The organism is Streptomyces sp. TLI_053 (genome assembly GCF_900105395.1).
Classification (GTDB): Bacteria; Actinomycetota; Actinomycetes; order Streptomycetales; family Streptomycetaceae; genus Kitasatospora.
The window spans coordinates 6,180,790-6,204,061 of record NZ_LT629775.1 but is presented as its reverse complement, the minus strand read 5'-3'; the positions used below and the strand labels follow the sequence as shown (position 1 = coordinate 6,204,061).

Sequence of the window (23,272 nt, the reverse complement as noted above, 5' to 3'; positions counted from 1 at the left end):
CCGGATCACTTGCCGCGCAGCCCCTTGTCCAGGGCGGCGATCCCGCTGCCCCGCGCGTCGTCGCCGTCCAGCGACCAGACCATCACGCCGCCCAGGTCGTTCCAGCGGGCGTAGCGGGCCTTCTCGGTGAGCACCGCGGCCGAGTCGAAGCTGTAGAAGGTGGTGCCGTCGTACTTCCAGGAAGCGCCGTGGTCGCGGTCCACGTAGGTCCGGCCGGGCAGCGCGTTGATCTCCTTGTAGGAGAGGTCCGGCACCGTACCGGTGGCCTTCTGGTACAGGCCGCCCCGGTTCCCGGCCGGCACACCGGTCCAGCCGTGGCCGTAGAACGGCGCGCCGAGCACGGTCTGCCGCGAGGGCAGGCCGCGCTCGGCGTAGTGGACGACGGCCTTGTCCGCGCTGCGCTGCCGCGCGTCCGGGTCGGTCGGGTCGGCGTAGAGGTTGGCCTGGTGGTTGGCCGGGCCCTTGCCCTCCCAGGGACCGTGCAGGTCGTAGGTCATCAGGTTGAGCCAGTCGACCGACTTCGCGACCTCGGGCAGCTCCAGCCGGTCGGCGACGGTCTCGTTGGCGGCGACCGCGGCGGTCAGCAGGTAGTGCTTGCCCTTGCGGCCGCCCAGGGCGTCCAGCTGCCGTCGGAACTCGGCCACCAGCAGGGTGAAGTTGTGCCCGTCCTCGGGGCGGACCACGTTGCCCGCGTCACCGCCGCCGCCCGGGTACTCCCAGTCGAGGTCGATGCCGTCGAAGACCCCGGCGGCCGCGCCGGGGCCGCCCTCCGGGGAGCCGGCGAGCTGCGGCAGGTCGCCCCTGAGGTAGAGGTCGAGGCAGGAGGAGACGAACTTCCTGCGGGCCTCGTCGGTGGCGGCGGCGTCCGAGAAGTACTTGGACCAGCTCCAGCCGCCCAGCGAGATCACCGTCCTGAGCCGGGGGTTCTTCGCCTTCAGCTTGCGCAGTTGGTTGAAGTGGCCCTTGAGCCGCTGGCCGGGGGCGTCGGCGACGCCGTCCACCGAGTCGGCGGCGGAGAACGCCCGCTGGTAGTCGTTGTGGGCGTCGCCCTGGCCTGCGTCGTTGGTCTCGAAGCAGGTGCCGTCGGCGGAGACGTTGCCGAAGGCGTAGTTGATCACGGTGAGTCGGCCGGCCTGCCCCGTCTCCTGGACGCGCTTCGCGGAGCTGTCCGCGCCCCACTGGGTGAAGTAGCCGACCCGCTGGCCCTCCAGCTTCGGGCCGTGGAGGGCCTCGGCGGCGGTCGCGGTGGCGGTGGTGGTGGTCAGCAGTGCGGCGACGGTGGCGGCGGCGAGCATGGCGGAGGCACGTGTGGGCATACCTGACCTGTCCTCTGAGGCATCGTCAAATGGTCTGGACCAGAATGACAAAGAGGTTTAGTCCATTGCGCCCGGGCCGCACAAGGGGACGGATCCGGACGGTGCAGCATGCAAAAAGACGCGCGCGAAAAGGGCGCACGCAAGAGGGGCCGGGCCGCGCGAACGCGGTCCGGCCCCTCTCAGGGTGTGCGGGTGCTGCCGGGTGGTCAGCCGTTGATCAGGCTGCGCAGCACGTACTGCAGGATGCCGCCGTTGCGGTAGTAGTCCGCCTCACCGGGGGTGTCGATGCGGACGACCGCGTCGAACTCCTTGTCACCGGCGACGACCCGGACGGTCTTCGGGGTGCGGCCCTCGTTGAGCTCGGTCACGCCGGTGAAGGAGAAGGTCTCCTCGCCGGTCAGGTCGAGGGAGTCGGCGTTCTCGCCCTCCGGGAACTGCAGCGGGAGGACGCCCATGCCGATCAGGTTCGAGCGGTGGATGCGCTCGTAGGACTCGGCGATGACGGCCTTGACGCCGAGCAGCGCGGTGCCCTTGGCGGCCCAGTCGCGGGACGAGCCGGAGCCGTACTCCTTGCCGGCCAGGACGACCAGCGGGGTGCCGGCGGCCTGGTAGTTCTGCGAGGCGTCGTAGATGAACGACACCGGCGCGTCGGCCTGGGTGAAGTCGCGGGTGTAGCCGCCCTCGGTGCCCGGCGCGATCTGGTTGCGCAGGCGGATGTTGGCGAAGGTGCCACGGATCATGACCTCGTGGTTCCCGCGGCGCGAGCCGTAGGAGTTGAAGTCGCGCTTCTCGACACCGTTGGCGGTCAGGTACTGCGCCGCCGGGGTGCCCGGCTTGATGTTGCCGGCCGGGGAGATGTGGTCGGTGGTGACCGAGTCGCCCAGCTTGGCCAGGACGCGGGCGCCGGCGATGTCGTTCACCGGGCTCGGGGTCTTGGCCATGCCCTCGAAGTACGGGGGCTTGCGGACGTAGGTGGACTCGGCGTCCCACTCGAAGGTGTTGCCGGTCGGGACCGGGAGCGACTGCCAGCGGTGGTCACCGGCGAAGACATCCTGGTAGCCCTTGTCGAACATGGCCTCGTCGATGGAGCCGGCGACGGTGTCGGCGACCTCCTGCTCGGACGGCCAGATGTCGGCGAGGAAGACGTCGTTGCCGTCGGCGTCCTGACCCAGGGCGTCACGGGTGATGTCGATGTTCATGTTGCCGGCGAGGGCGTAGGCGACCACCAGCGGCGGGGAGGCCAGGTAGTTCATCTTGACGTCCGGGTTGATCCGGCCCTCGAAGTTGCGGTTGCCGGAGAGCACCGAGACGACCGCGAGGTCGGACTCGTTGACGGCGGCCGAGACCTCCTCGGGCAGCGGGCCCGAGTTGCCGATGCAGGTGACGCAGCCGTAGCCGACCAGGTTGAAGCCCAGCTTCTCCATGTACGGGAGCAGGCCGGCCTTCTCGTAGTAGTCCATGACGACCTTGGAGCCCGGCGCCAGGGTGGTCTTGACCCAGGGCTTGACCGTCAGGCCCTTCTCCACGGCCTTCTTCGCCAGCAGGGCGGCGCCCAGCATGACGGAGGGGTTGGAGGTGTTGGTGCAGGAGGTGATCGAGGCGATCACGACCGCGCCGTTGTCGATCTCGTAGGTCGAGCCGTCGGGGGCGGTGACGGCGGTCGGCTTCGAGGCCTCGGCGGAGTAGGTCGGCAGCGCCTCGGCGAACTTCGCGGCGGCCTCGGCCAGGACCACGCGGTCCTGCGGGCGCTTCGGGCCGGAGATCGACGGGACGACGGTGGAGACGTCCAGCTCGAGGTACTCGGAGTAGACCGGCTCGACCGACGGGTCGTGCCAGAGGCCCTGCTCCTTGGCGTACGCCTCGACCAGGGCGAGCTGCTGCGCGTCGCGGCCGGTGAGCTTCAGGTAGTTGATGGTCTCGGCGTCGATCGGGAAGATCGCGCAGGTCGAACCGAACTCCGGCGACATGTTGCCGATGGTGGCGCGGTTGGCCAGCGGGATCGAGCCGATGCCGTCGCCGTAGAACTCGACGAACTTGCCGACCACACCGTGCTTGCGCAGCATCTCGGTGATGGTGAGCACCAGGTCGGTGGCGGTGGTGCCGGCCGGCAGCTCGCCGGTCAGCTTGAAGCCGACGACGCGCGGGATCAGCATGGAGACCGGCTGGCCGAGCATCGCGGCCTCGGCCTCGATGCCGCCGACGCCCCAGCCCAGCACGCCCAGGCCGTTGACCATGGTGGTGTGCGAGTCGGTGCCGACGCAGGTGTCCGGGTAGGCCTGGCCGCCGCGGACCATGACGGTGCGGGCCAGGTGCTCGATGTTCACCTGGTGGACGATGCCGGTGCCCGGCGGGACGACCTTGAACTCGTCGAAGGCGGTCTGGCCCCAGCGCAGGAACTGGTAGCGCTCCTTGTTGCGGCCGTACTCGATCTCGACGTTCTGGACGAAGGCGTCCGGGGTGCCGAACTTGTCCGCGATGACGGAGTGGTCGATGACCAGCTCGGCCGGGGCCAGCGGGTTGATCTTGGCCGGGTCGCCGCCCAGCTCCTTGACGGCCTCACGCATGGTGGCGAGGTCGACCACGCACGGCACGCCGGTGAAGTCCTGCATGATCACGCGGGCCGGCGTGAACTGGATCTCCTGGCTCGGCTGGGCGTCGGCGTCCCAGTTGCCGAGGGCCCGGATGTGGCCGGCGGTGATGTTGGCGCCGTCCTCGGTGCGGAGCAGGTTCTCCAGCAGCACCTTGAGGCTGTAGGGCAGCCGCTCGGACCCCTCGACGGCGGAGAGCTTGAAGATCTCGTACGACTCGTCGCCCACCTGCAGCGAGCTGCGGGCGTCGAAGCTGTTCGCGGACACGACTGACTCCTTCTAGGTGCTTCGTGCGGTATCCGGCCGCCACGGTGGTAAGGTCAGCCTTACTTAGGCTTACCTTGCCCGCACCGCCGGTGAGCGCCTCTCGGCAAGTATCTTGATGTCGAGATATATCTTAAGGCGGAGTTATCTCGATGTCGAGATAAACCATAGTGCATGGCGCCGCGTCCGCCACGTCGGCACCACGTCCAGCCTGCCCCCTCCGCCCGGACGCACGCCACGCGCCCCCGGGTACCACGGGCACGGGAGGCGTGGACCCGCGCCGTGCGCGGTGGTGCGGGTGGCGGCGCGTCCGGCGGTGCGGCGGTGGTGTGCGCGGTGGTGCGGGTGGCGGTGCGAGTACCACCGGGCCTGCCACGGCGCCCGGGCCGCGCCCCGTCCCGAACGCCCCGGTAGCGTGGCCGGTGACCGACACGCCGAACGGGCCGGGGGCCGACAGATGATCGTGGTGGACGCGTCCGCGCTGGTGCTCGCGCTGGCCGACGAGGGAGAGCGCGGCACCGCCGCCCGCGCCGAACTGGCCGCGGACAGGGAGTGGGTCGCGCCCGAGCACGTCGTCGTCGAGGTGATGCAGTCCCTGCGCGGCCTCTACCTGGCCCGCGAACTCGACGCCGAACGGGTCGGCGAACTCGCCGCCGAACTGCCCCGACTGGCGATCCGCAAGGTCCCGGTCGAGCCGCTGCTCGGGCGGATCTGGGAGCTCAAGGACAACCTCACCCCCGACGACGCCGCGTACGTGGCGGTGGCGGAGCTGTTCGGCGCACCACTGGTCACGGCCGACCTGCGGCTGATGCGGGCCAGCGGGCCCCGGTGCGCGATCCGGGGGATCGGCCGGTCCGGCGACTAGCGCGGGCAGGCCGTTCGCGCGGGGCGGGCGCGGTCGGCTGTTCGCGCGGGGCAGGTGGGGCGGGCGGGCGTGTCCGGGGTGCCCGCCGGGCCGTTGAACGGGATGTCAGGTCCGCCGCACCCCGACCAGGGTGTGCGCGCCCCCACCCGAAGAGGTCCGCCGATGTCCGCTCCGCTCGCCGCCGCCCTGCTCCCGCTCGCCCTTCTGGCCCCCGCCGCCTCGCCGGTCGCGGTCACCGAGGCCGACTTCGACCCGGCCACCGCCTTCCTCCCGCCGACCGCGATCAGCCACGCGCCGGACCTGGTGCCGTTCGGCTCGCACGTGCGGGTGATCGTCGACCGCTCGGTGCCCGGCCGCACGATCCTCACCATGAGCGTGTCCGGGGTCGCCGCCGACCACGAGTTCCCGGTGCACCTGCACACCGGCCGCTGCGGGGCCGACCCGGCCGCGTCCGGCCCGCACTACCAGGACGTGGTGGACCCGGTCAGTCCGTCCACCGACCCCGCCTACGCCAACGACCGCAACGAGCTGCGGCTCGCCCTGCACACCGACGAGCGGGGCGACGGCACCGCCGCCACCTCGGTGACCTGGCGGCCCCGGGCGGGCGAGGCCCGCTCCCTGGTCCTGCACGCGGGCACTCCGGCCGGCGCCCACACCGCCGCCGAGCGGGCCGCCTGCGTGAACCTCGAGGGCCTGGACGGCGAGGCGCTGTAGCCGGGGCGCCGGGACCGGGGGCTGCAGCCGGGGCCGTAGCCGGGGCCCGCCCTCGGCAGTCCGGGAGCGGCCCTCGGCCGTCCGGAGGGGGTGCGTCAGCTGCCGAGGGTCGCGACGAGCACGGCCTTGATGGTGTGCAACCGGTTCTCGGCCTGGTCGAAGACCACGGAGTGCGCCGACTCGAACAGTTCGTCGGTGCACTCCAGCTCGGCCATGCCGGTCTCCTCGAACAGCTGCCGGCCGAGCACCGTGCCGAGGTCGTGGAAGGCCGGCAGGCAGTGCAGGAACTTCACCTGCGGATTGCCGGTCGCCCGCACCGTCTCCATCGACACCTGGTACGGCCGGAGCAGCGCGATCCGCTCGGCCCAGACCTCCTTGGGCTCGCCCATGGAGACCCATACGTCCGTGTAGAGGAAGTCGGCGCCGGCGACGCCCTCCGCGACGTCCTCGGTGAGGGTGATCCGGGCCCCGGTGTCCCCGGCCAGCGACTCCGCGGCCTTGCGCACCTCCTCGTCCGGCCACAGCGCGCGCGGCGCGACGATCCGGATGTCCATGCCGAGCAGCGCGCCGGTCACCAGCAGCGAGTTGCCCATGTTCGAACGGGCGTCGCCGAGGTAGGCGAGCGTCACCTCGGTGAGCGGCTTGGCGGTGTGCTCGGTGACCGTGAGCACGTCGGCCAGCATCTGGGTCGGGTGCCACTCGTCGGTGAGGCCGTTCCAGACCGGTACCCCCGCGTTCGCGGCCAGCTCCTCGACCACCTCCTGCCCGTGCCCCCGGTACTCGATGCCGTCGAACATCCGGCCGAGCACCCGGGCGGTGTCCTTGATCGACTCCTTGTGCCCGATCTGCGAACCGGCCGGGTCAAGGTAGGTGGTGGTGGCGCCCTGGTCGTGCGCGGCCACCTCGAAGGCGCAGCGGGTCCGGGTGGAGGTCTTCTCGAAGATCAGCGCGATGTTCTTGCCGCGCAGCCGGGGCTGCTCGGTGCCCGCGTACTTCGCCGCCTTGAGGGTGGCGGCGAGGTCCACCAGGAAGCGGAACTCCTGGGGGCTGAAGTCGAGCTCCTTGAGGAAGTGTCTGTTCCGGAGGTTGTACGCCATGCCGGGCTCCTGTGATGACGGTGACGGTGACGGGCGGGCGAGTGGGAAGCGACAAGTCTATACGATGCTCAGAATTTGTATGCACTCGGTGCTTCTCCCCGCAGCCGCCCGCCGGACGCCTCCTCACGGTCGCGCTCGCGGGTCCACCGGCTCCGACTCCAGGGCGAGGACCGCGAACACCGCCTGGTGCACCCGCCACAGCGGCTCCCCGGCGGCCAGCCGGTCCAGGGCCTCCACACCCAGGGCGTACTCGCGCAGCGCCAGCGAGCGCCGCAGGCCGAGCGCGCCGGCGGAGGACCTGACCGGGCGGTCCGGGTGGCCGGAGCGGTCCGGGTGGCCAGGGCCCTGGATCAGCCTCAGCCACTCGCGGCCCCGGACCCGCACCGCTGGCTGCACCAGCCCGCGCGGACGGCCCTCCCCCGACGCCGTCCGCGTCGGCGGCACCGGCGGACGGACCACGATGCCCGCGCCGCCCGCCGCCGTCAGCTCCTCCCACCAGGCGACGGCGGCGGCCGTGGACGCCTCGTCCCCGGTGTCCACCCAGCGGTGCGCCGCCCGGTGGAGGGCGGGAGCCGGGGCGGTGCCGCCGGTGGCGGTGGTGCGGTCGGCGGGCGCGGTGCGGTCGACGGCGGTGGTGCGGTCGACGGCCGGATCGGCGGGGGCCGTCCGGTCGGCGTCGACCAGGCGGCCGATCCGGGCCAGCTGCTCGTGCTCGGGACCGGTCGCGAGATTCGCCCCCTCGGCGGCCAGCAGCCGGAACGGAGCGAGCAGCGGCCGCCCCGGCGCCGCGGCCGGCCGGGGCACCGCGGCGAAGTCCCGCAGGTCCGCCGCCCGGCCACGCTGCCGGTCGAGCAGCCCGGCGACGTCCAGCCCCCGGGCGGCGGCCCGCTCCAGCGCGGCCAGCACCGGCGGCAGAAAAGCCCCCGCCGACGCCACGACCTCCGCGTTCCGCGTCCGCCGGTCCTCCGCCGAGGACACCGCGGAGGCCGGGCCGGCATCGGCGGCAGATGCCGGCAGCCCCGTCAGGGCGGCCTCCAACAGCAGCCAGCCGCTCCCCAACTCCTCGAAGAGCCCGGCCCGTTCCGCCGCCGCCCGGAGCCGGGCCAGCAGCTCAGCCTCCTCCACCGGGCCCAACAGCGCCCGCCCGGTCCGCGACCAGACCGCCCCCGGCCCCGCCGGGCCGAACCGCCGCGCCAGCGCCGCGTCGTCCCGCGCCACCAGCACCACCGCGCGCGGCCCCGGCATCAGCTCCGCGCACAGCACCCGCCCGACCCCGTCCGCCCGGTACCCGGCGAACGCCTCGTCCGGATGCTCCGCGAAACCCGGCCGGTCCCCGGCCGCCACCGGCGGCACCGACGGAGGCAGGTACACGAGCAGCCGGGGATCGACCGCGGACCGCCCCAGCGTCTCCAGCGCCGCCGCCGCGTTCTCCGGCCGTACCGCCACCGTCCCGTGCAGCGCCGTTTCCACCGTCTGCCGCCCCGCCACGTCCGCCACGTCCAGCGGACGCCCCTCCCGACCGCCCGGCGCACCGCTCAGCAGCGGCCGGACCGGCTCGTACCACCGGCGCTCCGCCTCCACCCGCACCAGCTCGCGCTCCGGGTACCGCAACGCCGTCAGCGCGCCGCCGAACACACAACCGGTGTCCAGGCACACCGTGTTGTGCAGAAAACTCGCCACCGGCAGCGGCGTGTGCCCGTACACCACCAGCGGCCGCCCCCGGTACTCCTCGGCCCAGGCCTGACGCACCGGGAGACCGTAGTCGTCGGTCTCCCCCGTCGTGCCGCCGTACAGCGCGTGCGACCGCACCCGGCCCGAGGAACGGCCGTGGTACCGCTCCGGCAACCCCGCGTGGCACACCACCAGCGCGCCGCCGTCCAGCAGGTAGTGGTCGGCCAGACCCCGCACGAACTCCCGCACCTCGGCCCGGAACTCCGCCGGTTCCGCCCCCAGCTGCTCCATCGACTCCCGCAGCCCGTAGGAGAGGGTCACCCGGTCGCCGTCCAGCGCGCGGGCCACCTTCAGCTCGTGGTTGCCGGACACGCAGAGCGCGTGACCCGCCGCCACCATGCCCATCACCAGGCGCAGCACGCCCGGGGTGTCCGGGCCCCGGTCGACCAGGTCGCCGACGAACACCGCCGTCCGGCCGGCCGGCGGCACCGCGTCCACCGGACGGCCCGCCGCGTCCCGCACCAGCCGGTAGCCGAGCCGGCCCAGCAGCGTCTCCAGTTCGGACCGGCACCCGTGCACATCGCCGACCAGGTCGAAGGGGCCGGTCAGGTGGCGCAGATCGACGCGCCGACGCTCCAGCACCACCTCGGCGGCGGCCACCTCGGCCGCCCCCCGCAGCACGTGCACCCGGCGGAAGCCCTCCTTGGCCAGACCCGGGAGGGAGGCGCGCAGCTCCCGGTGCTGGCGCGGGATCACGAAGGCCGGCAGCTCCCGGTCCGGACGGGTGCGGTTGCGCTCGGCGCACACGCCCAGCGGGACGTCGAGCACGATCGCCTCCGCCCGCGCGTCGTGCTCCCGGGCGACGGCGAGCAGCTGCTTGCGGGCGCCCGCCTGCACATTGGTGGCGTCCACGACGGTCAGCCGGCCGGCCGCCAGGCGCTTGCCGACCAGGAAGTGCAGCAGTTCGAAGGCGTCCGCGGTGACGGACTGGTCGTTCTCGTCGTCGCCCACCAGGGCGCGGCAGGTGTCGGAGGAGACCACCTCGGTCGGGCGGAAGTGTCGGCGGGCGAAGGTCGACTTGCCCGCGGCACTGGTGCCGACCAGGAGGACGAGGGAGCCCTCGGTCAGGGGGAGGACGGGGTGGGGGGCGGGTGCGGGCGTGGGTGTGCTGGGTGCGTCGTCGGGCCGGGTCATCGGGGCCCACCTCCTCCGGGGGCCGGGATACCGCGTTCGAACAGGGCGAGCAGGGGCGGTCGGGGGACCACCGGGAGGGTGACGGTGTAGCCGTACCCGGCGGCCGTCCGCCGCGCCCAGGCGGCGAAGGCCGCGCCGTCGGCACCGGGCGGCGCGGTCGCCACCACGGCCGGGGGACGGGCGGCACCGAACACGGCGTGCTCCAGGTACGCCGGGTGCGCGGCGGGCGTCACCCGGTCCGTCGCCCGGTCCGTCGCCCCGGGCAGGGGCAGGACGGCGGGCGCGGACGTGGACCCGGGCCCGGGATCGGGCTCGGGCCCCGACGCGGGCCCGGACAGCGCTTCGGCCGGGGCCTCGAACACCGTCGCGTCGAACCCCGTCCGACGGGCGTCCCCGTAAACCGGCGCGCCCTGCACCAGCCGGACCCGGGCGCGGCCCGCTCCGCTCCGCAGCTCCCACTCCGGCGCGGGGTCCTCCGTACGCGCCAGCCCCAGCCGGTGGGCGGCCGCAGCCAGGGCCGCCGGCGAGACGTCCACGCCGAGCAGTTCGGTGAAACCGCCGTCCGCGAGCAGCCCCGCGAGCAGATCTCCCTGCCCGCACCCGAGGTGCACCACCCGGCTCGCCCCGACCGCGGCCAGCGCGGCCCGCACGGCCGCCCCGTCGTCCCGGCCGTCGCCGTCCCGGGTCACGGCGTGGCCGTGCCGGGCCAGGCGACGGGCGATCACGGCCCGCTCGGGATGAGCGGCGAGCAGCCCGTCGACATCCGCCCGCTCCGGCGGCACCCAGTGGTGCGCGGCGCCGTCCAGCACCGGCAGCAGCGCCGCCAGCTGCCGCAGCGCCTCGGCCGGCCGGACCGCCGGCGCTGCCAGCCGGAGCCGCAGGTACGGCGAACCGCCGGGGACCGCCGGAGCGTCGTCCAGTGGCAGTTCCGCCGCCTCGACCCGCCAGCCCAGCGGCTCGAACAGCCGTCGCGCCAGCGCGACACCGTCGGCACCGCCCGGGGCGGGCCCCGGCTCCCGGTCGGCGCGGACGACCGGCAGCTCGATCTCCAGCGGCAGCCCCTCGTCCCCGGAGAACTCGGACGCCTCGGACGCCTCGGAGGGCTCGGAGGGCTCGGAGGGCTCGGAGGGCTCGGATCGCGCGGACGCATCGGACGACTGCTCGAGCGGCTGCCGGAACACCGTCCGCAGGACCGCCGCGAACAGCGAGGAGGCCGCGTAGGGGCGGTCTCCGACACGCGCATCGGGCACGGCGGGCGGGCGCTCCTTGCCCCGGCGGCCGCGGGCCGGTGTCTCCGGGCCGGGTTCCACCAGCAGCACGGCGGTGCAGCGCTCCGCGTCGGCCTCGGGGAAGAAGAGGTGCGCCTCACCGAACGCGGTCGCGACCCGGTGCACCGCGTCCGGCCGCCGGTGCAGCAGGCGCGCCAGATCGGTGGCCGGGCGTCCGGCGGGACCGGCGGGACCGGTCGCTCCAGCGGCTCCGGTGGTGGAGATCGACATGAACACCCGTCCGAGTATCGCCCAGCCGCGCCCGCCCGACCGCCGGATTTTCCCCGGTGCGTCGCGTCCCGCCGATCTGTCCGGACGGTGAGCGCGTTCGGCAACGGCCGCCCTGATTCGTTAACGTGCACGATGTGACTGCTGAATCCACCTCCCCCGTGAGCGGCGCCGTTGCCGCAGGTCTGGCCACCATCGCCGCGGACGGCACCGTCCTCGACACCTGGTACCCGGCCCCCGCGCTGACCGCCGCGCCCGGCCCGGCCGGGACCGTCCTCCTGACCGCCGAGCAGGCCGAGGCCGAGCTGGGCTCGGGTGCCGCCGAGGCACTGCGCGCCGACGCCCGCCGCGGTGTCGAGGTGGTCGCCGTGCGCACCGCCATCGCCTCGCTGGACGAGAAGCCGCTCGACGCGCACGACGCCTACCTGCGTCTGCACCTGCTCAGCCACCGCCTGGTCCAGCCGCACGGTCTGAGCCTGGACGGTGTCTTCGGGCTGCTCGCCAACGTGGCGTGGACCAGCATCGGCCCGGTCCCGGTGGACAAGGTCGAGCAGGCCCGGCTGGCCGTGCGCGCCCAGGGCGGGCAGCTCGCCGTCTACGGGATCGACAAGTTCCCGCGGATGACCGACTACGTCGCCCCCTCCGGTGTGCGCATCGCCCACGCGGACCGCGTCCGCCTCGGCGCGCACCTGGCTGTCGGCACCACCGTGATGCACGAGGGCTTCGTCAACTTCAACGCGGGCACGCTGGGCACCTCGATGGTCGAGGGCCGGATCAGTGCCGGCGTCGTGGTCGGCGACCACAGCGACATCGGCGGCGGTGCCTCGATCATGGGCACGCTGTCGGGTGGCGGCAAGCAGGTCGTCTCCGTCGGCGAGCGCTGCCTGCTCGGCGCCAACGCGGGCATCGGCATCTCGCTCGGCAACGACTGCGTCGTCGAGGCCGGCCTCTACGTCACCGCCGGCACCCGGGTGACCACCCCGGACGGCACCGTGGCCAAGGCCGTCGAACTGTCCGGCCAGGACAACCTCCTGTTCCGCCGCAACTCCCAGACCGGCGCCGTCGAGGTCATCGCCCGCTCCGGCTCCTGGGGCGGCCTCAACGCCGACCTCCACGCCCACAACTGACCCCACGCCCCTGAGGGTCCGGCTCCTGGTGCCGGGGCTCCGAGCCATCGCCTCGGAGCCCCGGCACCAGCTGTTCCGGCAGGTATCGCCCGCCGGCGGCCCCGGAGTGGGAAGTCGGCGTGGTCGACTTCCCACTCCGCGCCGCCGGTCGGCCTTCCGGCCGTGACGTCGACCGGGTGCTCGGAGCGCCCGGTCGACGAGGTCAGAGGAGTCGAAGGTTGGTCCTGGGGTGGCCCCCGCGAGCCTCGCGGGGGCCACCCCTCCCCCTCCCCCTCCCCTCCCGATCCCCTGCCCTTTCCCTCGCCCGTCCGCCCGCCACCCGCCACCCGCCACCGTCCGCCTGCCCCGTTCCTCGGTGGCCCGCCGCGGTGGGGCGGGCCACCCGGAGGACGGACGTCCCTCGGCAGCCCCTCCGTGCACCCGGGTGGCCGTAGCCCAGCCCGGTTGGTGGCGGCAAGCCCGGGGTCACCCGGTCGGCTTACCCGTACCGGCGGTTGGACCGCATCGAGTGGTGCCCGGTGACCGCGTGGCGGGGTGTTCGTTGGTTGCAGCGGCGGGGCCGCGTCCGGTCTCCCGCCAACCGCTCCACACCGCACCACCGATCCGAAGAGGTCCGCTCATGTCCGAGCCCTGGTCCGAGGTGTCCGCCGCCTCGCAGTACCCCACCGCCGACGGGGCGGCGGCGCCGGCCGCCCCGAAGAGCCTGTTGGAGCAGATGCAGGAGTTGCTCGCCTCGGTGACCGCGGACCTCGCCGACCTTCAGGCCATCGGTGCCCGTACCACCTCCCCCGTCGCGACCGCTTCCGCCGACGGCGAGGACGGCGGGCTCTCCGCCGCCCGCTGACCCGGCGGGTCGAGCCGGAGCACCAGTAACCGCTCCTCGTGCTCCGTCGCCGGCTCGGGGAGCCGTCGGGCACCGTCCGGCCCGAGCGGCTCCCCGGGCCCGCCCTCCGCCGCCCCGCACCGCTCCACCTCGTACTCCTCGGACCGCTCCCCCGCCATCCGCCCTACGGCGTCGAGCAGTTGGTCGACCAGCTGGGTGCACTCCGCGCCGGCGTCGACCCCGTCGATGCAGGCCCAGTAGAGGCTCTCGGTGTCGGCCCCGCAGGCCAGCACGACCAGCGTCTCCCCCATGTCCCGCAGCAGGCGCCCGAGTTCGTCGAGCATCGGCCCGAACTCCCCGAGCTCGGTGAGCCTCCGGGCCCGGCCTCCCGGCCCGAAGGCGGACGCGGAGGAGGCGCCCTCCTCCGGATGCTCCAGGCAACAGGCCGCGTGGGTGGCGGCCTCGGCCAACAACTGCCCGAGGCCGGAGAGTCCCTCCTCGCCGGACCTGGCGAGCCGGGTGGCCACCGCCTCGGTGAGCAGCGCGGCCTGCCGGGCCTCGGCCAGCACGTCGGACACGTTCCTGGTCTCCGCCAGGGCGTGCCGGGCGGTCTTGATCAGTCGCAGCGCTTCCACGGCCGGACACCCCTTCCGTCGCCCGCGCGGCGCCCTGCCGTGCGGTCACGGTGAGAGGGTGCGACGGGGCGCGGGGGTGGCGCATCGGGACTTCGGAAACCTGTGGACAAGCCCGTGGCTGTGGACAACTTTCGTCCCCCGCGGGGGTTATGAACGACGCTACGGGTTGACTTCCTCGCCCTCGGCGGGGGTGTCGGGGACCGGGAAGCGCAACTCGTTCCGCTCGATCTTGGCCGCCAGGGCCGTCAGCGGATCGACCCCGACCGCCGTGCAGAACTGGAGCAGGTAGGCGAGCACGTCGGCCACCTCGTCGCGCACCCGGTGGGCGCGGTCCGGGTCGGCCATCACGGCGGACGCCTGCTCGGGGGTGAGCCACTGGAAGATCTCCAGCAGTTCGCCGGCCTCCACGGTCAGGGCCGAGGCGAGGTTCTTGGGGGTGTGGAAGGGCTCCCAGCGGCGGGCCGCGGCGAAGTCGGCGAGCCGTTGCCGCAGCTCCTCCAGGGCGGGCCCGGCGGGTTCCGTGTGTCGTTCGTTCACCTGTCCAGGTCTACCGCATCGCCCGCCGTCCGGTCCGCCCCGGGGCCCGACGCACCGCCCTCCGGCGAACCCGAACCCGCTACGGAAACCGCACCCGAACCCGCTACCGGCCCCGACCCCGGCTCCGCCACCGGTCCCGAGGCCGCCGACGCCCCGTCCCGCACCGCCTGGACCGGCACCCGCGCGGTCTCCGTCCGCAGCACCGTGAGCCCCGAGCCCGGATCACGCCGGCACTCCACCACCGCCACCCCGGCCGGAAGTTCGCCCGCCCCGCCCAGCGCGTCCCGGGCCGCCGCCGGCTCCTGGAGCGTGGCGAGCACCCGCAGCTGGTTGCGCCCCGACATGTCGCGGGCGAGCCGCAGCAGCGAGGCGGCCTGGTCGGTGGAGAGCCCGGCCCCGAGGTCCTCGGCCAGCACGGTGAGCTGCCGCTGCGCCCACGGCACCTCGGCGGCCACGTCGAGGTCCAGCACGCCGGCGCCGGTGAGCAGCACCGCGGCGAAGGCGAGGTGGCGGAGCATGCCGTCGGAGGCCTGGTCGGCGCCGGTGCGGCCGAGCACGCCCTCGTCGAACACGGCGAGCACCCGCCGGTCGGCTCCGGTGCCGCGGTGGGCGAGGTCGAGGCCGAGCAGCGGGTGCGGGGCGGCGGACTGGACGACGCGCAGCAGCTGGCCGAACCGGCGGCCGCACTCACTGCCGAGCCGGGCGACGACGGCGGAGATGTTGGCGGCCGAGCTGAGCAGCCTGGCCTCCGGGTGGGGGCGGGCCCAGCCCCGCATCAGGGCGGGCACGGGGCAGACGGGGAAGACCTCGCGCAGCGCGGTCAGCAGTTGTTCGGCGGCCGCGAGGACCTTGCGCTCGCCGGGCGAGGAACCGGCGACGCGCAGCGGGATCTGGGCGGTGACCAGGGTGCCGCTGGGGAAGGGGGCTCGGATGTCGCCCTGCCGGGTGTCGTTGTGCCAGCTGACGTTGACACGGCGGTGGCGCAGGTCCTGTTCACCGGTCTCGACGAGGGTCCGGCCGTCGAGGGTGAGCTGTTCCCTGGCGATCCGGACGGGGCCGTCGGTGCGGATGACGACCTCCAGCGCGATCGGTCCGTCCGGGGAGCGGACGGTGCAGCCGAGGATGACGGCGTTGCGGCCGTGCGGCACGCATCCGGCGAGGCCGCCGCGGACGGGGGCGGCGAGCGGCCCGGTGGTGCCGGGCCTGCCGTCGAGGGAGTCGCCGATCTCCTCGCCGAGGGCGAGCCGGGAGAGGACGGCGAGGGCGTCGAGCGCGTTGGACTTGCCGACGCCGGCCGGGCCGTGCAGCACGGTGAGGGGGGCGAGCGGGAGTGCCGCGCGCCGGTAGGACTTGAAGGAGGTGAGCCGGAGTTCCTCGACGATCGGGCGCCGGGCGGTCGCCGCCGCCGGTCCTGGTTCCGGGGCGCGCTGCTGCGGGTGGGCCGGCCGGGCGGGGCGGGTGGCGTCGCGATTCACCCGTCGGACGTTAGCCGCAGGTCACGCGGCAGAAACGTGCCTGCCCGGCAGATTCATCCCATCGGGGTGACTCCGGCGCAGGGCTGCGGCGCGGGGCCGCGGCGCCGGGCGGCCGGCCCCCGCGCCGGGGGCCGGTCCGCCGGTTCAGCGCCGGTAGGCGGCGACGGTGACGGAGGCCGTCACCTCGACCGGGTCGGGCAGGGCTGCGAGCCGCTCCGCGAGCCGGGCCGGGTCGGTGTGCCAGGCGCTCGGCCCCATGCCCACCACGGTCCGCACGTCCTCGGCGGACAGCCGCACGGTGAACTCGACCTCGCGCCGCCCGGCGGGCGTCAGGTAGGGCCCGAGCTTCTCGTCGATGCGTCGCTGCTTCTCCTCGTCGACGGACAACAGGCCCAGGGTGTTGACGAGTTCGCGCAGGTGCCGGGCGGTGGGCGAGACCAGCAGCAGGGTGCCGCCGGGCCGCAGCACGCGGCGGATCTCGGGTCCGTTGCGCGGGGCGAACACATTGAGGACGAGGTCGGCGGAGGCGTCCAGCAGGGGCAGCGGCCGCCAGGCGTCGCAGACCACGGCGCCGATCCGGGGGTGGGCCCTGGCGGCGCGGCGCAGCGCGTACTTGGAGATGTCGAGGGCGGCACCGGGCCGGCCGGGCAGGGCGTCCAGGACGTGGGCGAGGTAGTGGCCGGTGCCCGCGCCGAGGTCGGCGACCAGCCCACGGGCACCGGCACCGGCACCAGCACCAGCACCAGCACCAGCACCACCGTCAGCGTCACCACCGGCTTCGGCTTCGGCTCCGACTTCGGCTCCGGCGACGGCCGCGACGGCTGCCTCCGTGAGCGCGTCGGCGATCGGCCGGTAGTGGCCGGCGGCGAGGAAGTCGCCCCGGGCGGCGACCATCTCGGCGGTGTCCCCGGTGCCGGTGTGGGCGTCACCGGCGAGCAGGCTGACGTAGCCCTGCTTGGCGAGGTCGTGGCTGTGCCCGCCGGGGCAGCGCAGGGTGCGCCCGTCGAGGGTGAGCGGCCGCGCGCAGTGCGGGCACGCCAGGTAGGGCTCGATGTCCTGCAGCAAGGGTCCGTCTTCTCTCGCGGCCCGGTCGTGTGCTCGGTCGTCTGCTCGGGCCGGGAGTGCCAGCCTAACCAGCGGCGGCGCCCGGCCCCGCATCCGCCGGTGCCGGCGTCGCGGTGCCGGCGCCGTCCGCCCGCTGGCGGGGGACCCCGGACACCGAGCCGGTCGCCGACCCGGCCGCCGAGCCGGTCGCCGACCCCGCCCGGCCGACCCGCAGCGCGAGCGCGGCGAGCGCCTCGGGCGCCCCGGCCTGTCCCCGGATGCCCGGGAAGGCGTTGACGTCGACGACCACCGGTTCGCCCGGCCCGTCCAGCAGGTCGACGCCGTAGACGTCGAGGCCGAACACCTCGCCCGCCCGCAGGGCCACCGCGGCCCGCTCGGCGGACAGCTCGGCGAGCCCGAACCCGCCTTCACCGCCGGGCAGTTCGGCGCGTTCGGGACCGGCGAGCTCGGAGCGGCGGCGGGCGCAGAACAGCTGCCCGGCGACGACCCACAGTTTCTGGTCCCAGCCGGTGCTGGGCAGGTAGGGCTGGGCGACAACGGGTTCGTCCGGCCATTCCTCGGTGAGGGAGCGCAGCCGGGCGCTGTCGTCGACGCGGGCGACGAGGTCGTGGCGGCGGCTGTGCCGGCTCTTGACGACGATCGGCAGGAGGAGCTCCCCCGCCTCGACCGCCGCGAGCAGTTCGGCGGGGTCGGCGGCGGCGCGGGTGGCCGCGAAGGGCAGCCCGGCCTCCCGGGCGAGTTCGGCCATGGCCAGCCGGTCCTGGCAGAGTTCGGTGGCGGCGACCGGGTTGACGACGGGCACGCCGCGCTCCTCCAGCCCCCGGGCGAGGGCGAGTGCCGCCGGGGTGTGCGCCTTGAGCAGGTACACGTCGGCGGGCGGGTGCACCGGCCCGTCCGGACCGGACGTCGGGTCGAGGACCTCGACGCGGTGGCCGCCCGCGGTCAGCAGCGCGGCGGTCGCGGCGAGCACCGGGTGGTCCGGGGCGGAGGTGATCAGACCGACCCTCATATCGCGCCGCCGACCGGCGCGGCCCCGATGCCACCGACACCGACACCACTCACACCGACACCACCCACACCCACACCACCCATGCCGACGCCGACACCGCCGACCGCGACGCCACCGCCCCCGAGTCCGCCCGCGACGCCGGCCCCGACCGCCGCGCCGCCGCCCTGCGCGGGCATCAGGACCGCTCCGGCCCCCAGCCCGACCGCCTCCAGCCCCGAGGCGTCGAGCGCCACCGCAGGGGCCGTGACCGCCGTGCCGGTGCGGGCCAGCCGCAGCACCGCCCGCGCGACCCGCGCGACCGCGTCCGGCACCTGCCGGAAGCTCGGGAAGTCGTTGATGTCGACGACCACCGGACCGTCCGGCCCGAGCAGCACGTCGACGCCGTAGAGGTCGAGCCCGAACACCTCGCCGACCTGCGCGGCGATCCGCGCGACCTCGGCGGGCAGCGGCACCTGCCGCTCCCGCACCCCCTGGTCGGGGTTGAGCGGCGAGCACCGCTCGGTCGCGTACAGCTCGCCGTCGACGCAGTACACCTTTAGGTCGGTGCCGGAGTTGGGCACGTAGGGCTGGGCGATCAGCAGGCCCTCGCCGGCCAGCAGGGGACCGAGTTCGGCGAGGTGCCCGGGGTCGCGGACGAGCCGCACGGCGCGCCCGGAGCTGCCGTCGGCGGGCTTGACGACCAGCGGGTACTCGGCTGCGGGGATCTCGGCGAGCCGTTCCCACCGGGCGGCCGCGTAGGTGACGGGGACGGGCAGCCCCCGGGTGCGGGCGATCACGGAGGCGAGGGCCTTGTCGCGGACGCCGCGGATGGACCGGACGTCGTTGACGGTGGTGAGGCCGACGGCGGCGGCGGCCTCCAGCAGGGTGAGGCCCGGTCCGCCGGAGACGGTCTTGAGCACCCAGGCGTCGTGGCTGCCGGCCCGGACCGCCTCGGAGATCGCCATCAGCGAGTCGCCGGGGCGCACCACGTCCACCCGGTGCCCCCACGCGGTGAGTTGGCGTACGACGTCGAGCGGCATGCCGTCGTGCCGGTAGTGCTCCTCCACCAGAAAGCAGAGCCTCATGAGCCAGTCATCCCCCTCGCTTCGCCCAGCGCGGACGTCCGCCGTTCACGTCCGGCAGAGCTGTAAAAGCCCCAGGATGCCACGCGGCTCCCACACAAGATCGCCCGGCCTGTAAGCGTTCGGCAACAATCGCGGTGAAATGCCCGGGCCGAACGGCCGCCGGGCCGCTCCGCAGGTCACGCCCGCGCGGGGCGGGAGCGGACCCGGCCGGACGGAGCCGGACCCAGGCGGACCCAGGCGGACCGAGCCGGACCCAGGCCGACCGAGCCGGAGCCGGACGGGACCGGGCGGGCCGTCCGGAAATTCCCGGCGGGAACGCGGCGGGCCTGCTTTGATGCACCGCGTGACCTCCCACGATCCCGCAGCCACCGCCCCGGACGCCACCACCGCCACCACCGACCCGAGCGCCCCGAACGCCGGCGCCGAACCGGCGCAGCCCGACCCGGCCCTCCTCGAAGCGATCGAGCGCTACTACGACGCCGTTCCGCGCAGCTCCGCCCGGGTCGAGGACTTCGGCCCGCTCAGCCTGTTCGTCGCGGAAGGCACCGGCTGGCCGTACTACGCCCGGCCGGCGCTGGGCCACGCGGGCCCGGCCGTCACCGCGGAGGACGTCCGCCGGGTACGGGCCCGCCAGCGCGAGCTGGGACTGCCGGAGGCCTTCGAGTGGGTCGCGGAGCACGACCCGCTGCTGCGCGCCGCCGTGGAGGAGGCGGGACTGACCGTGCACGAGCATCCGCTGCTGGTACTCGGCCCGCGGGACGGACATCCGGACGAGCACGGGAGCGGGCGTCCGGAGACCCGCGGGGACGGGCCCGGGGACGTCGCCCGACCGGACGGCGTGTCGGTACGGGTGCTGGCCGCCGACGATCCGGCCCTCGCCGAGGCACTGGCCGTTCCGCACCTGGCCTTCGGCGAGCCGGGCACCGGCGTCGGCAGCGCCGGTCCGGCCGAACTCGCCGTACGGGCCGAGGCATTGAAGGCGGACGGAAGCGCGGAGCGGCTCGCCGGGCGGATCACCGCCGGGAGGACGGCGCTCGCGGCGGCCTTCGGTGACGGCACGGCGCTCTGCGCGGGCCAGCACAACCCGGTCGGCGAGGTCACCGAGGTGGCCGGGGTGGGCACCCTCCCCTCGGCCCGGCGGCGGGGCCTCGCGCAGGCGGTCACCGCGGCCCTGGTCGCGCACGCCCGGGCCGGCGGGGTGCGGACTGTGTTCCTGTCCGCCGCGGACGAGGACGTGGCCCGGATCTACCGCCGGGCGGGTTTCCGCTCCTTCGCGACCGCACTGATCGCCGAACCGGCAGCCGAACCAGCAGCCGAACCGGCAGCCGAGCGGGCAGCCGCCCCGACAGCCGAACCGGAGACCGGGTCCCACTGATCCCCCCGGCCGCCGCTCCCACCCCCGCCGCTCACTCCGCCTCGTCGTCGTCCTCGCCGCTGACCTCCTCGTCCTCGGCCTCGTCCACCACCCAGACGGCCAGCCGGTCCGCCACCCCGGAAACGGTCAGCCGCCCCTCACGGATGGCCCGGGCGAGGCTGCGCACCTCGCGGGCGGTGGTGGCCACCGTGCAGCCGCTGGCCACCAGGTAGGCGTACGCGACGGCGGTGGCGAACAGCTCGTTGGTCTTCTCGAGCGCCGGCACCCGGATCAGCTGGTGCATGAGGGCGGCGGCGCGGTCCTGCGGCTCGGGGTAGACGGCGATGTCGAAGATCTCGGCCTGGTGCCGGGCGACGGCGGCGAGCAGCGATCCGTAGTCGGTGACCTGCGGGTCACCGGGCGTGTACTGCTCGGCGGTCATGAGCAGCCACGAGAGGTCGACCTCCAGTTTCAACGGCGCACGTCCTGGAGGTCGGCCTCGCCCCGCTGCTCGCCGAACTCGGCCAGGAAGGCCGTCTCGTACTCCTTCATGAACTGCGCGGCCGCGTCGACGAAGACCCGGCCCGCCTCGCCCATGTCCTGCTGGACCAGGCGTTCGATGTACTGGTTCATGCTGATCCCCTGCTGCTCCGCCCGCTCCCGGGCCATCTCCGCGGTGGTGGCGTCCACCCGGACGTTCAGCTGCTTCTTACCCATGACTTCAAGCTAGCGCCGAAGTGCTAGCACAACAAGGGCTCGCACATCCGCCGCGCGCCCCACTGGCGCACACCCGCACGCCCCACCGGCACGCCCGCCGTACGCCCCTACCGACTACCCGCTCCCCCGTCGTCCGACGCGCCCGGGCCCGCCGGGAGTGAGACTTGAAGAGTTCTTCACCTTCGGAGACTCTGAAGTGCCCTGAGCATTCCCTGGAGCGGCACCGACCGGTTGTGGAGGCCGGCAATGACAGCCATGTTCGACCAGGAGCTGCGCGAGCAGCTCGACCAGGCCCGCAAGGAACTCGCGGCCGCCCGGGCCGAGGGGGACGCCGACGGCGTCCAGGCGTACGAGGGCCGGATAGCCGGGCTGCTGCGGCTCGCCGCCCAGCACGGCGTCGACCTGCCGCACGACGCCCGGGAAGAGGAGCACAACCTGCCCTGAGCCGCCGCACCGGCCCACGAGACGACGGAGGCGGTACCCGCGCGAACGCCGGGTACCGCCTCCGTCCTGTGCAGTCCGGTGCAGTCCTGTGCCGGACCGCCCTGCCCTTCCTTGCCCGTGCCTCCCGCGGCGCCTACGCGCCCGCGATCGGCTCCAGGATCGCCACGCACTCGAAGTGGTGCGTCATCGGGAACAGGTCGAACGCCCGCAGCGACACCGGACGGTAACCGCCCTCGCGGAAGAACCCGAGGTCCCGGGCCAGCGCCGCCGGGTCGCACGCCACGTACGCGATCCGGCGGGCGCCGAGACCGGCCAGGTGCGCGACGGTCTCCCGCCCGGCCCCCGCGCGCGGCGGGTCGAGCACGACGAGGTCGGTGGCGGTGATGCCGGTGCGCGGCAGCAGCGTCTCCACCCGGTCGCACTCGATCCGGACGTTCTCCAGCGCGGCCAGGTTGTGCCGGGCGTCGGCCACCGCCTGCTTGCCGGACTCGATGCCGAGCACCGCGCCGTCCTCGCCGACCCGGTCGGCCAGCGCGCCCGCGAACAGGCCCACCCCGCAGTACAGGTCCAGCGCGTTCTCGCCCCACTGCGGGTCCAGACCGTCCATGACGGCGTCGACCAGCGTGTCCGGGGCCTCGGGGTGGATCTGCCAGAAGCCGCCGTCGCTGACCCGCCAGGTCCGCCCGGCGGCCCGCTCCCGGACGAAGTTCCGGCCGTGCACCCGGTGGTAGTCGCCCTGCTCGTCGATCCGGCTGATGGAGACCGGCCGGTCCAGCTCGACCAGCGGCAGCTGGGCGCCCGGGGCCGGGGTGAGCACCACCTGGCGATCGGAGGAGCCGGCGGCGGCGATGACCTCGACCGAGGCGACGCCCGGCCAGTCGTGCGCCTCCACACCCAGCTCGGTGACGCCCTCGGCCGCGATCAGGCAGCGGTCGATCGGCTGGATGTCGTGCGAGCGGTGCTTGCGCAGCCCCACCTTGCCGGTGCCCGGGTCGACCGCGTACTGGATCCGGGTGCGCCAGGCCGGCACCTGCCCGGCCGGCAGCTTGTCGCCGACCGGCTCGACACTGCCGTCCCAGCCGGCCTCGGCCGGGGTCAGGCCGGCGAGCTTGGCCAGCTGCTCGGTCAGCACCTGCACCTTGAGCTTGCGCTGGCCACCGGGCGTCACGTGCTGCCAGTCGCAGCCGCCGCACTTGCCGGGCCCGGCGAACGGGCACGGCGGAGCGATCCGCTCCTTGGCGGGCTCCAGCACCTCGACCGCGTCGGCGCGCAGGAACCGCGAGGAGGAGGTGCCCTCGGTGACCTGGGCGATCACCCTCTCGCCCGGCAGCGCGTGCCGGACGAACAGCACCCGGCCCTCGTGCCGCGCCACGCAGTGCCCGCCGCCGTGGGCGACCGGGCCGACCTCGACCTCGTAGCGCTCGCCGACCAGCGGGTCACCGGCGGGCGCCTTGGGCGCGGACTCGGCCCGGGGCGCGCGGACGGTGGAGCGCAGCGCGCGGGGCGGGCGCACGGCCTGCTTGCGCGGGCGCGCGCCGTCCTTCGACCGGTCGCCCGGCTGACCCTGCTGACCCGAACGGTCGGAGCGGTCGGAACGGCCCTCGCGCTCGCCGCGCGGCGCACGCTCGGCCCGCCCGGACTTCTCCGGCCGCCCCGCACCCCCGGACCGCTCGGAGCGTCCGGACTTCTCCGGCCGGTCGGTGCGCTCGGAACGCTCGGAACGCTCGGCCCGCTCCGGGGCACGCTCCTCCGGCGCGAGCGGCGCCGTCCGCGCGGTGAATCCGTCGCGGTCGGTCGCCTCCGGCCGCTGCGGCTTG

20 protein-coding genes are annotated in these 23,272 nt (G+C 74.6%); 6 read left to right on the top strand and 14 right to left on the bottom strand.

Annotated features, from left to right (window positions below; genetic code table 11):
- Nucleotides 1-5 precede the first annotated feature (5 nt).
- Together BLU95_RS25625 and acnA are read right to left on the bottom strand one after the other, a co-directional pair.
- Nucleotides 6-1,316 carry a glycoside hydrolase family 18 protein gene (locus tag BLU95_RS25625; protein WP_093862050.1) on the bottom strand — a complete coding sequence of 437 codons (1,311 nt, stop codon included), beginning with the start codon at nucleotides 1,314-1,316 and terminating at the stop codon, nucleotides 6-8.
- A 206-nt stretch (nucleotides 1,317-1,522) separates the two neighbouring features.
- A complete protein-coding gene (acnA, locus tag BLU95_RS25620; RefSeq protein WP_093862049.1) occupies nucleotides 1,523-4,171 on the bottom strand; it encodes an aconitate hydratase AcnA in 2,649 nt (882 codons plus the stop codon).
- A gap of 412 nt (nucleotides 4,172-4,583) precedes the next feature.
- On the opposite strand from acnA, the gene BLU95_RS25615 reads away from it, so the two are divergent.
- Complete coding sequence (locus BLU95_RS25615) at nucleotides 4,584-5,033, top strand: type II toxin-antitoxin system VapC family toxin (RefSeq protein WP_197698618.1); 450 nt, start codon at nucleotides 4,584-4,586, stop codon at nucleotides 5,031-5,033.
- Nucleotides 5,034-5,195: 162 nt separating this feature from the next.
- Nucleotides 5,196-5,747: a hypothetical protein gene (locus BLU95_RS25610; RefSeq protein WP_093862047.1), complete on the top strand. Its 552-nt coding sequence runs from the start codon at nucleotides 5,196-5,198 to the stop codon at nucleotides 5,745-5,747.
- 95 nt (nucleotides 5,748-5,842) lie between these two features.
- On the opposite strand, the gene argF is transcribed toward BLU95_RS25610, so the two are convergent.
- The 3 genes from argF to BLU95_RS25595 form a co-directional block, all read right to left on the bottom strand.
- Nucleotides 5,843-6,844: an ornithine carbamoyltransferase gene (gene argF, locus BLU95_RS25605; protein ID WP_093862046.1), complete on the bottom strand. Its 1,002-nt coding sequence runs from the start codon at nucleotides 6,842-6,844 to the stop codon at nucleotides 5,843-5,845.
- A 123-nt stretch (nucleotides 6,845-6,967) separates the two neighbouring features.
- On the bottom strand, nucleotides 6,968-9,709 hold the full coding sequence (locus tag BLU95_RS25600; RefSeq protein WP_093862045.1) for a polynucleotide kinase-phosphatase: 2,742 nt from the start codon (nucleotides 9,707-9,709) through the stop codon (nucleotides 6,968-6,970).
- Nucleotides 9,706-11,208 carry a hypothetical protein gene (locus BLU95_RS25595; protein ID WP_093862044.1) on the bottom strand — a complete coding sequence of 501 codons (1,503 nt, stop codon included), beginning with the start codon at nucleotides 11,206-11,208 and terminating at the stop codon, nucleotides 9,706-9,708. Before BLU95_RS25595 ends, BLU95_RS25600 begins: the two co-directional genes overlap by 4 nt.
- Before the next feature lie 134 nt (nucleotides 11,209-11,342).
- Between BLU95_RS25595 and dapD the strand changes: the two genes are divergently transcribed.
- Both dapD and BLU95_RS42455 read left to right on the top strand, forming a co-directional pair.
- On the top strand, nucleotides 11,343-12,332 hold the full coding sequence (gene dapD, locus BLU95_RS25590) for a 2,3,4,5-tetrahydropyridine-2,6-dicarboxylate N-succinyltransferase (RefSeq protein ID WP_093862043.1): 990 nt from the start codon (nucleotides 11,343-11,345) through the stop codon (nucleotides 12,330-12,332).
- A gap of 619 nt (nucleotides 12,333-12,951) precedes the next feature.
- Nucleotides 12,952-13,176 (top strand): hypothetical protein, encoded by a 225-nt coding sequence (locus BLU95_RS42455; protein WP_159424994.1) that lies wholly within the window; start codon nucleotides 12,952-12,954, stop codon nucleotides 13,174-13,176.
- Here the strand turns inward: BLU95_RS42455 and BLU95_RS42450 are convergent.
- The 6 genes from BLU95_RS42450 to BLU95_RS25560 all read right to left on the bottom strand — a co-directional run bounded on the left by BLU95_RS42450 (nucleotide 13,092) and on the right by BLU95_RS25560 (nucleotide 18,940).
- The gene (locus BLU95_RS42450; protein ID WP_093862042.1) at nucleotides 13,092-13,790 is read right to left on the bottom strand and encodes a DUF6099 family protein; all 699 of its coding nucleotides are present in this window, start codon (nucleotides 13,788-13,790) and stop codon (nucleotides 13,092-13,094) included. The two genes, BLU95_RS42455 and BLU95_RS42450, sit on opposite strands and share 85 nt — an antisense overlap.
- Nucleotides 13,791-13,949: 159 nt before the next feature.
- Nucleotides 13,950-14,327, bottom strand: coding sequence for a nucleotide pyrophosphohydrolase (locus BLU95_RS25580; RefSeq protein WP_173862117.1), 378 nt, complete (start codon nucleotides 14,325-14,327; stop codon nucleotides 13,950-13,952).
- Nucleotides 14,324-15,802 carry an AAA family ATPase gene (locus tag BLU95_RS25575; RefSeq protein ID WP_093862041.1) on the bottom strand — a complete coding sequence of 493 codons (1,479 nt, stop codon included), beginning with the start codon at nucleotides 15,800-15,802 and terminating at the stop codon, nucleotides 14,324-14,326. The genes BLU95_RS25580 and BLU95_RS25575 overlap by 4 nt, the downstream gene beginning before the upstream one ends.
- A 144-nt stretch (nucleotides 15,803-15,946) precedes the next feature.
- Nucleotides 15,947-16,867 (bottom strand): putative RNA methyltransferase, encoded by a 921-nt coding sequence (locus BLU95_RS25570; protein ID WP_093862040.1) that lies wholly within the window; start codon nucleotides 16,865-16,867, stop codon nucleotides 15,947-15,949.
- Between the two features lie 64 nt (nucleotides 16,868-16,931).
- Entirely contained in the window at nucleotides 16,932-17,876 is a 945-nt protein-coding gene (locus BLU95_RS25565) for an ATP-grasp domain-containing protein (RefSeq protein ID WP_093862039.1), read from the bottom strand.
- Nucleotides 17,873-18,940: an ATP-grasp domain-containing protein gene (locus BLU95_RS25560; RefSeq protein WP_093862038.1), complete on the bottom strand. Its 1,068-nt coding sequence runs from the start codon at nucleotides 18,938-18,940 to the stop codon at nucleotides 17,873-17,875. Before BLU95_RS25560 ends, BLU95_RS25565 begins: the two co-directional genes overlap by 4 nt.
- A 334-nt stretch (nucleotides 18,941-19,274) precedes the next feature.
- Between BLU95_RS25560 and BLU95_RS25555 the strand changes: the two genes are divergently transcribed.
- A complete protein-coding gene (locus tag BLU95_RS25555) occupies nucleotides 19,275-20,315 on the top strand; it encodes a GNAT family N-acetyltransferase (protein ID WP_093862037.1) in 1,041 nt (346 codons plus the stop codon).
- A gap of 31 nt (nucleotides 20,316-20,346) precedes the next feature.
- Here BLU95_RS25555 and BLU95_RS25550 read toward each other — a convergent pair whose 3' ends face one another.
- Both BLU95_RS25550 and BLU95_RS25545 read right to left on the bottom strand, forming a co-directional pair.
- The gene (locus tag BLU95_RS25550) at nucleotides 20,347-20,769 is read right to left on the bottom strand and encodes a fic family toxin-antitoxin system, toxin component (protein WP_093862036.1); all 423 of its coding nucleotides are present in this window, start codon (nucleotides 20,767-20,769) and stop codon (nucleotides 20,347-20,349) included.
- A complete protein-coding gene (locus BLU95_RS25545; RefSeq protein ID WP_030397363.1) occupies nucleotides 20,766-21,011 on the bottom strand; it encodes a toxin-antitoxin system HicB family antitoxin in 246 nt (81 codons plus the stop codon). Before BLU95_RS25545 ends, BLU95_RS25550 begins: the two co-directional genes overlap by 4 nt.
- Before the next feature lie 246 nt (nucleotides 21,012-21,257).
- On the opposite strand from BLU95_RS25545, the gene BLU95_RS25540 reads away from it, so the two are divergent.
- Nucleotides 21,258-21,455 (top strand): hypothetical protein, encoded by a 198-nt coding sequence (locus BLU95_RS25540; RefSeq protein ID WP_149030414.1) that lies wholly within the window; start codon nucleotides 21,258-21,260, stop codon nucleotides 21,453-21,455.
- 133 nt (nucleotides 21,456-21,588) lie between these two features.
- Here BLU95_RS25540 and BLU95_RS25535 read toward each other — a convergent pair whose 3' ends face one another.
- Complete coding sequence (locus BLU95_RS25535; protein ID WP_231978843.1) at nucleotides 21,589-22,887, bottom strand: class I SAM-dependent RNA methyltransferase; 1,299 nt, start codon at nucleotides 22,885-22,887, stop codon at nucleotides 21,589-21,591.
- Between the last annotated feature and the right edge of the window lie 385 nt (nucleotides 22,888-23,272).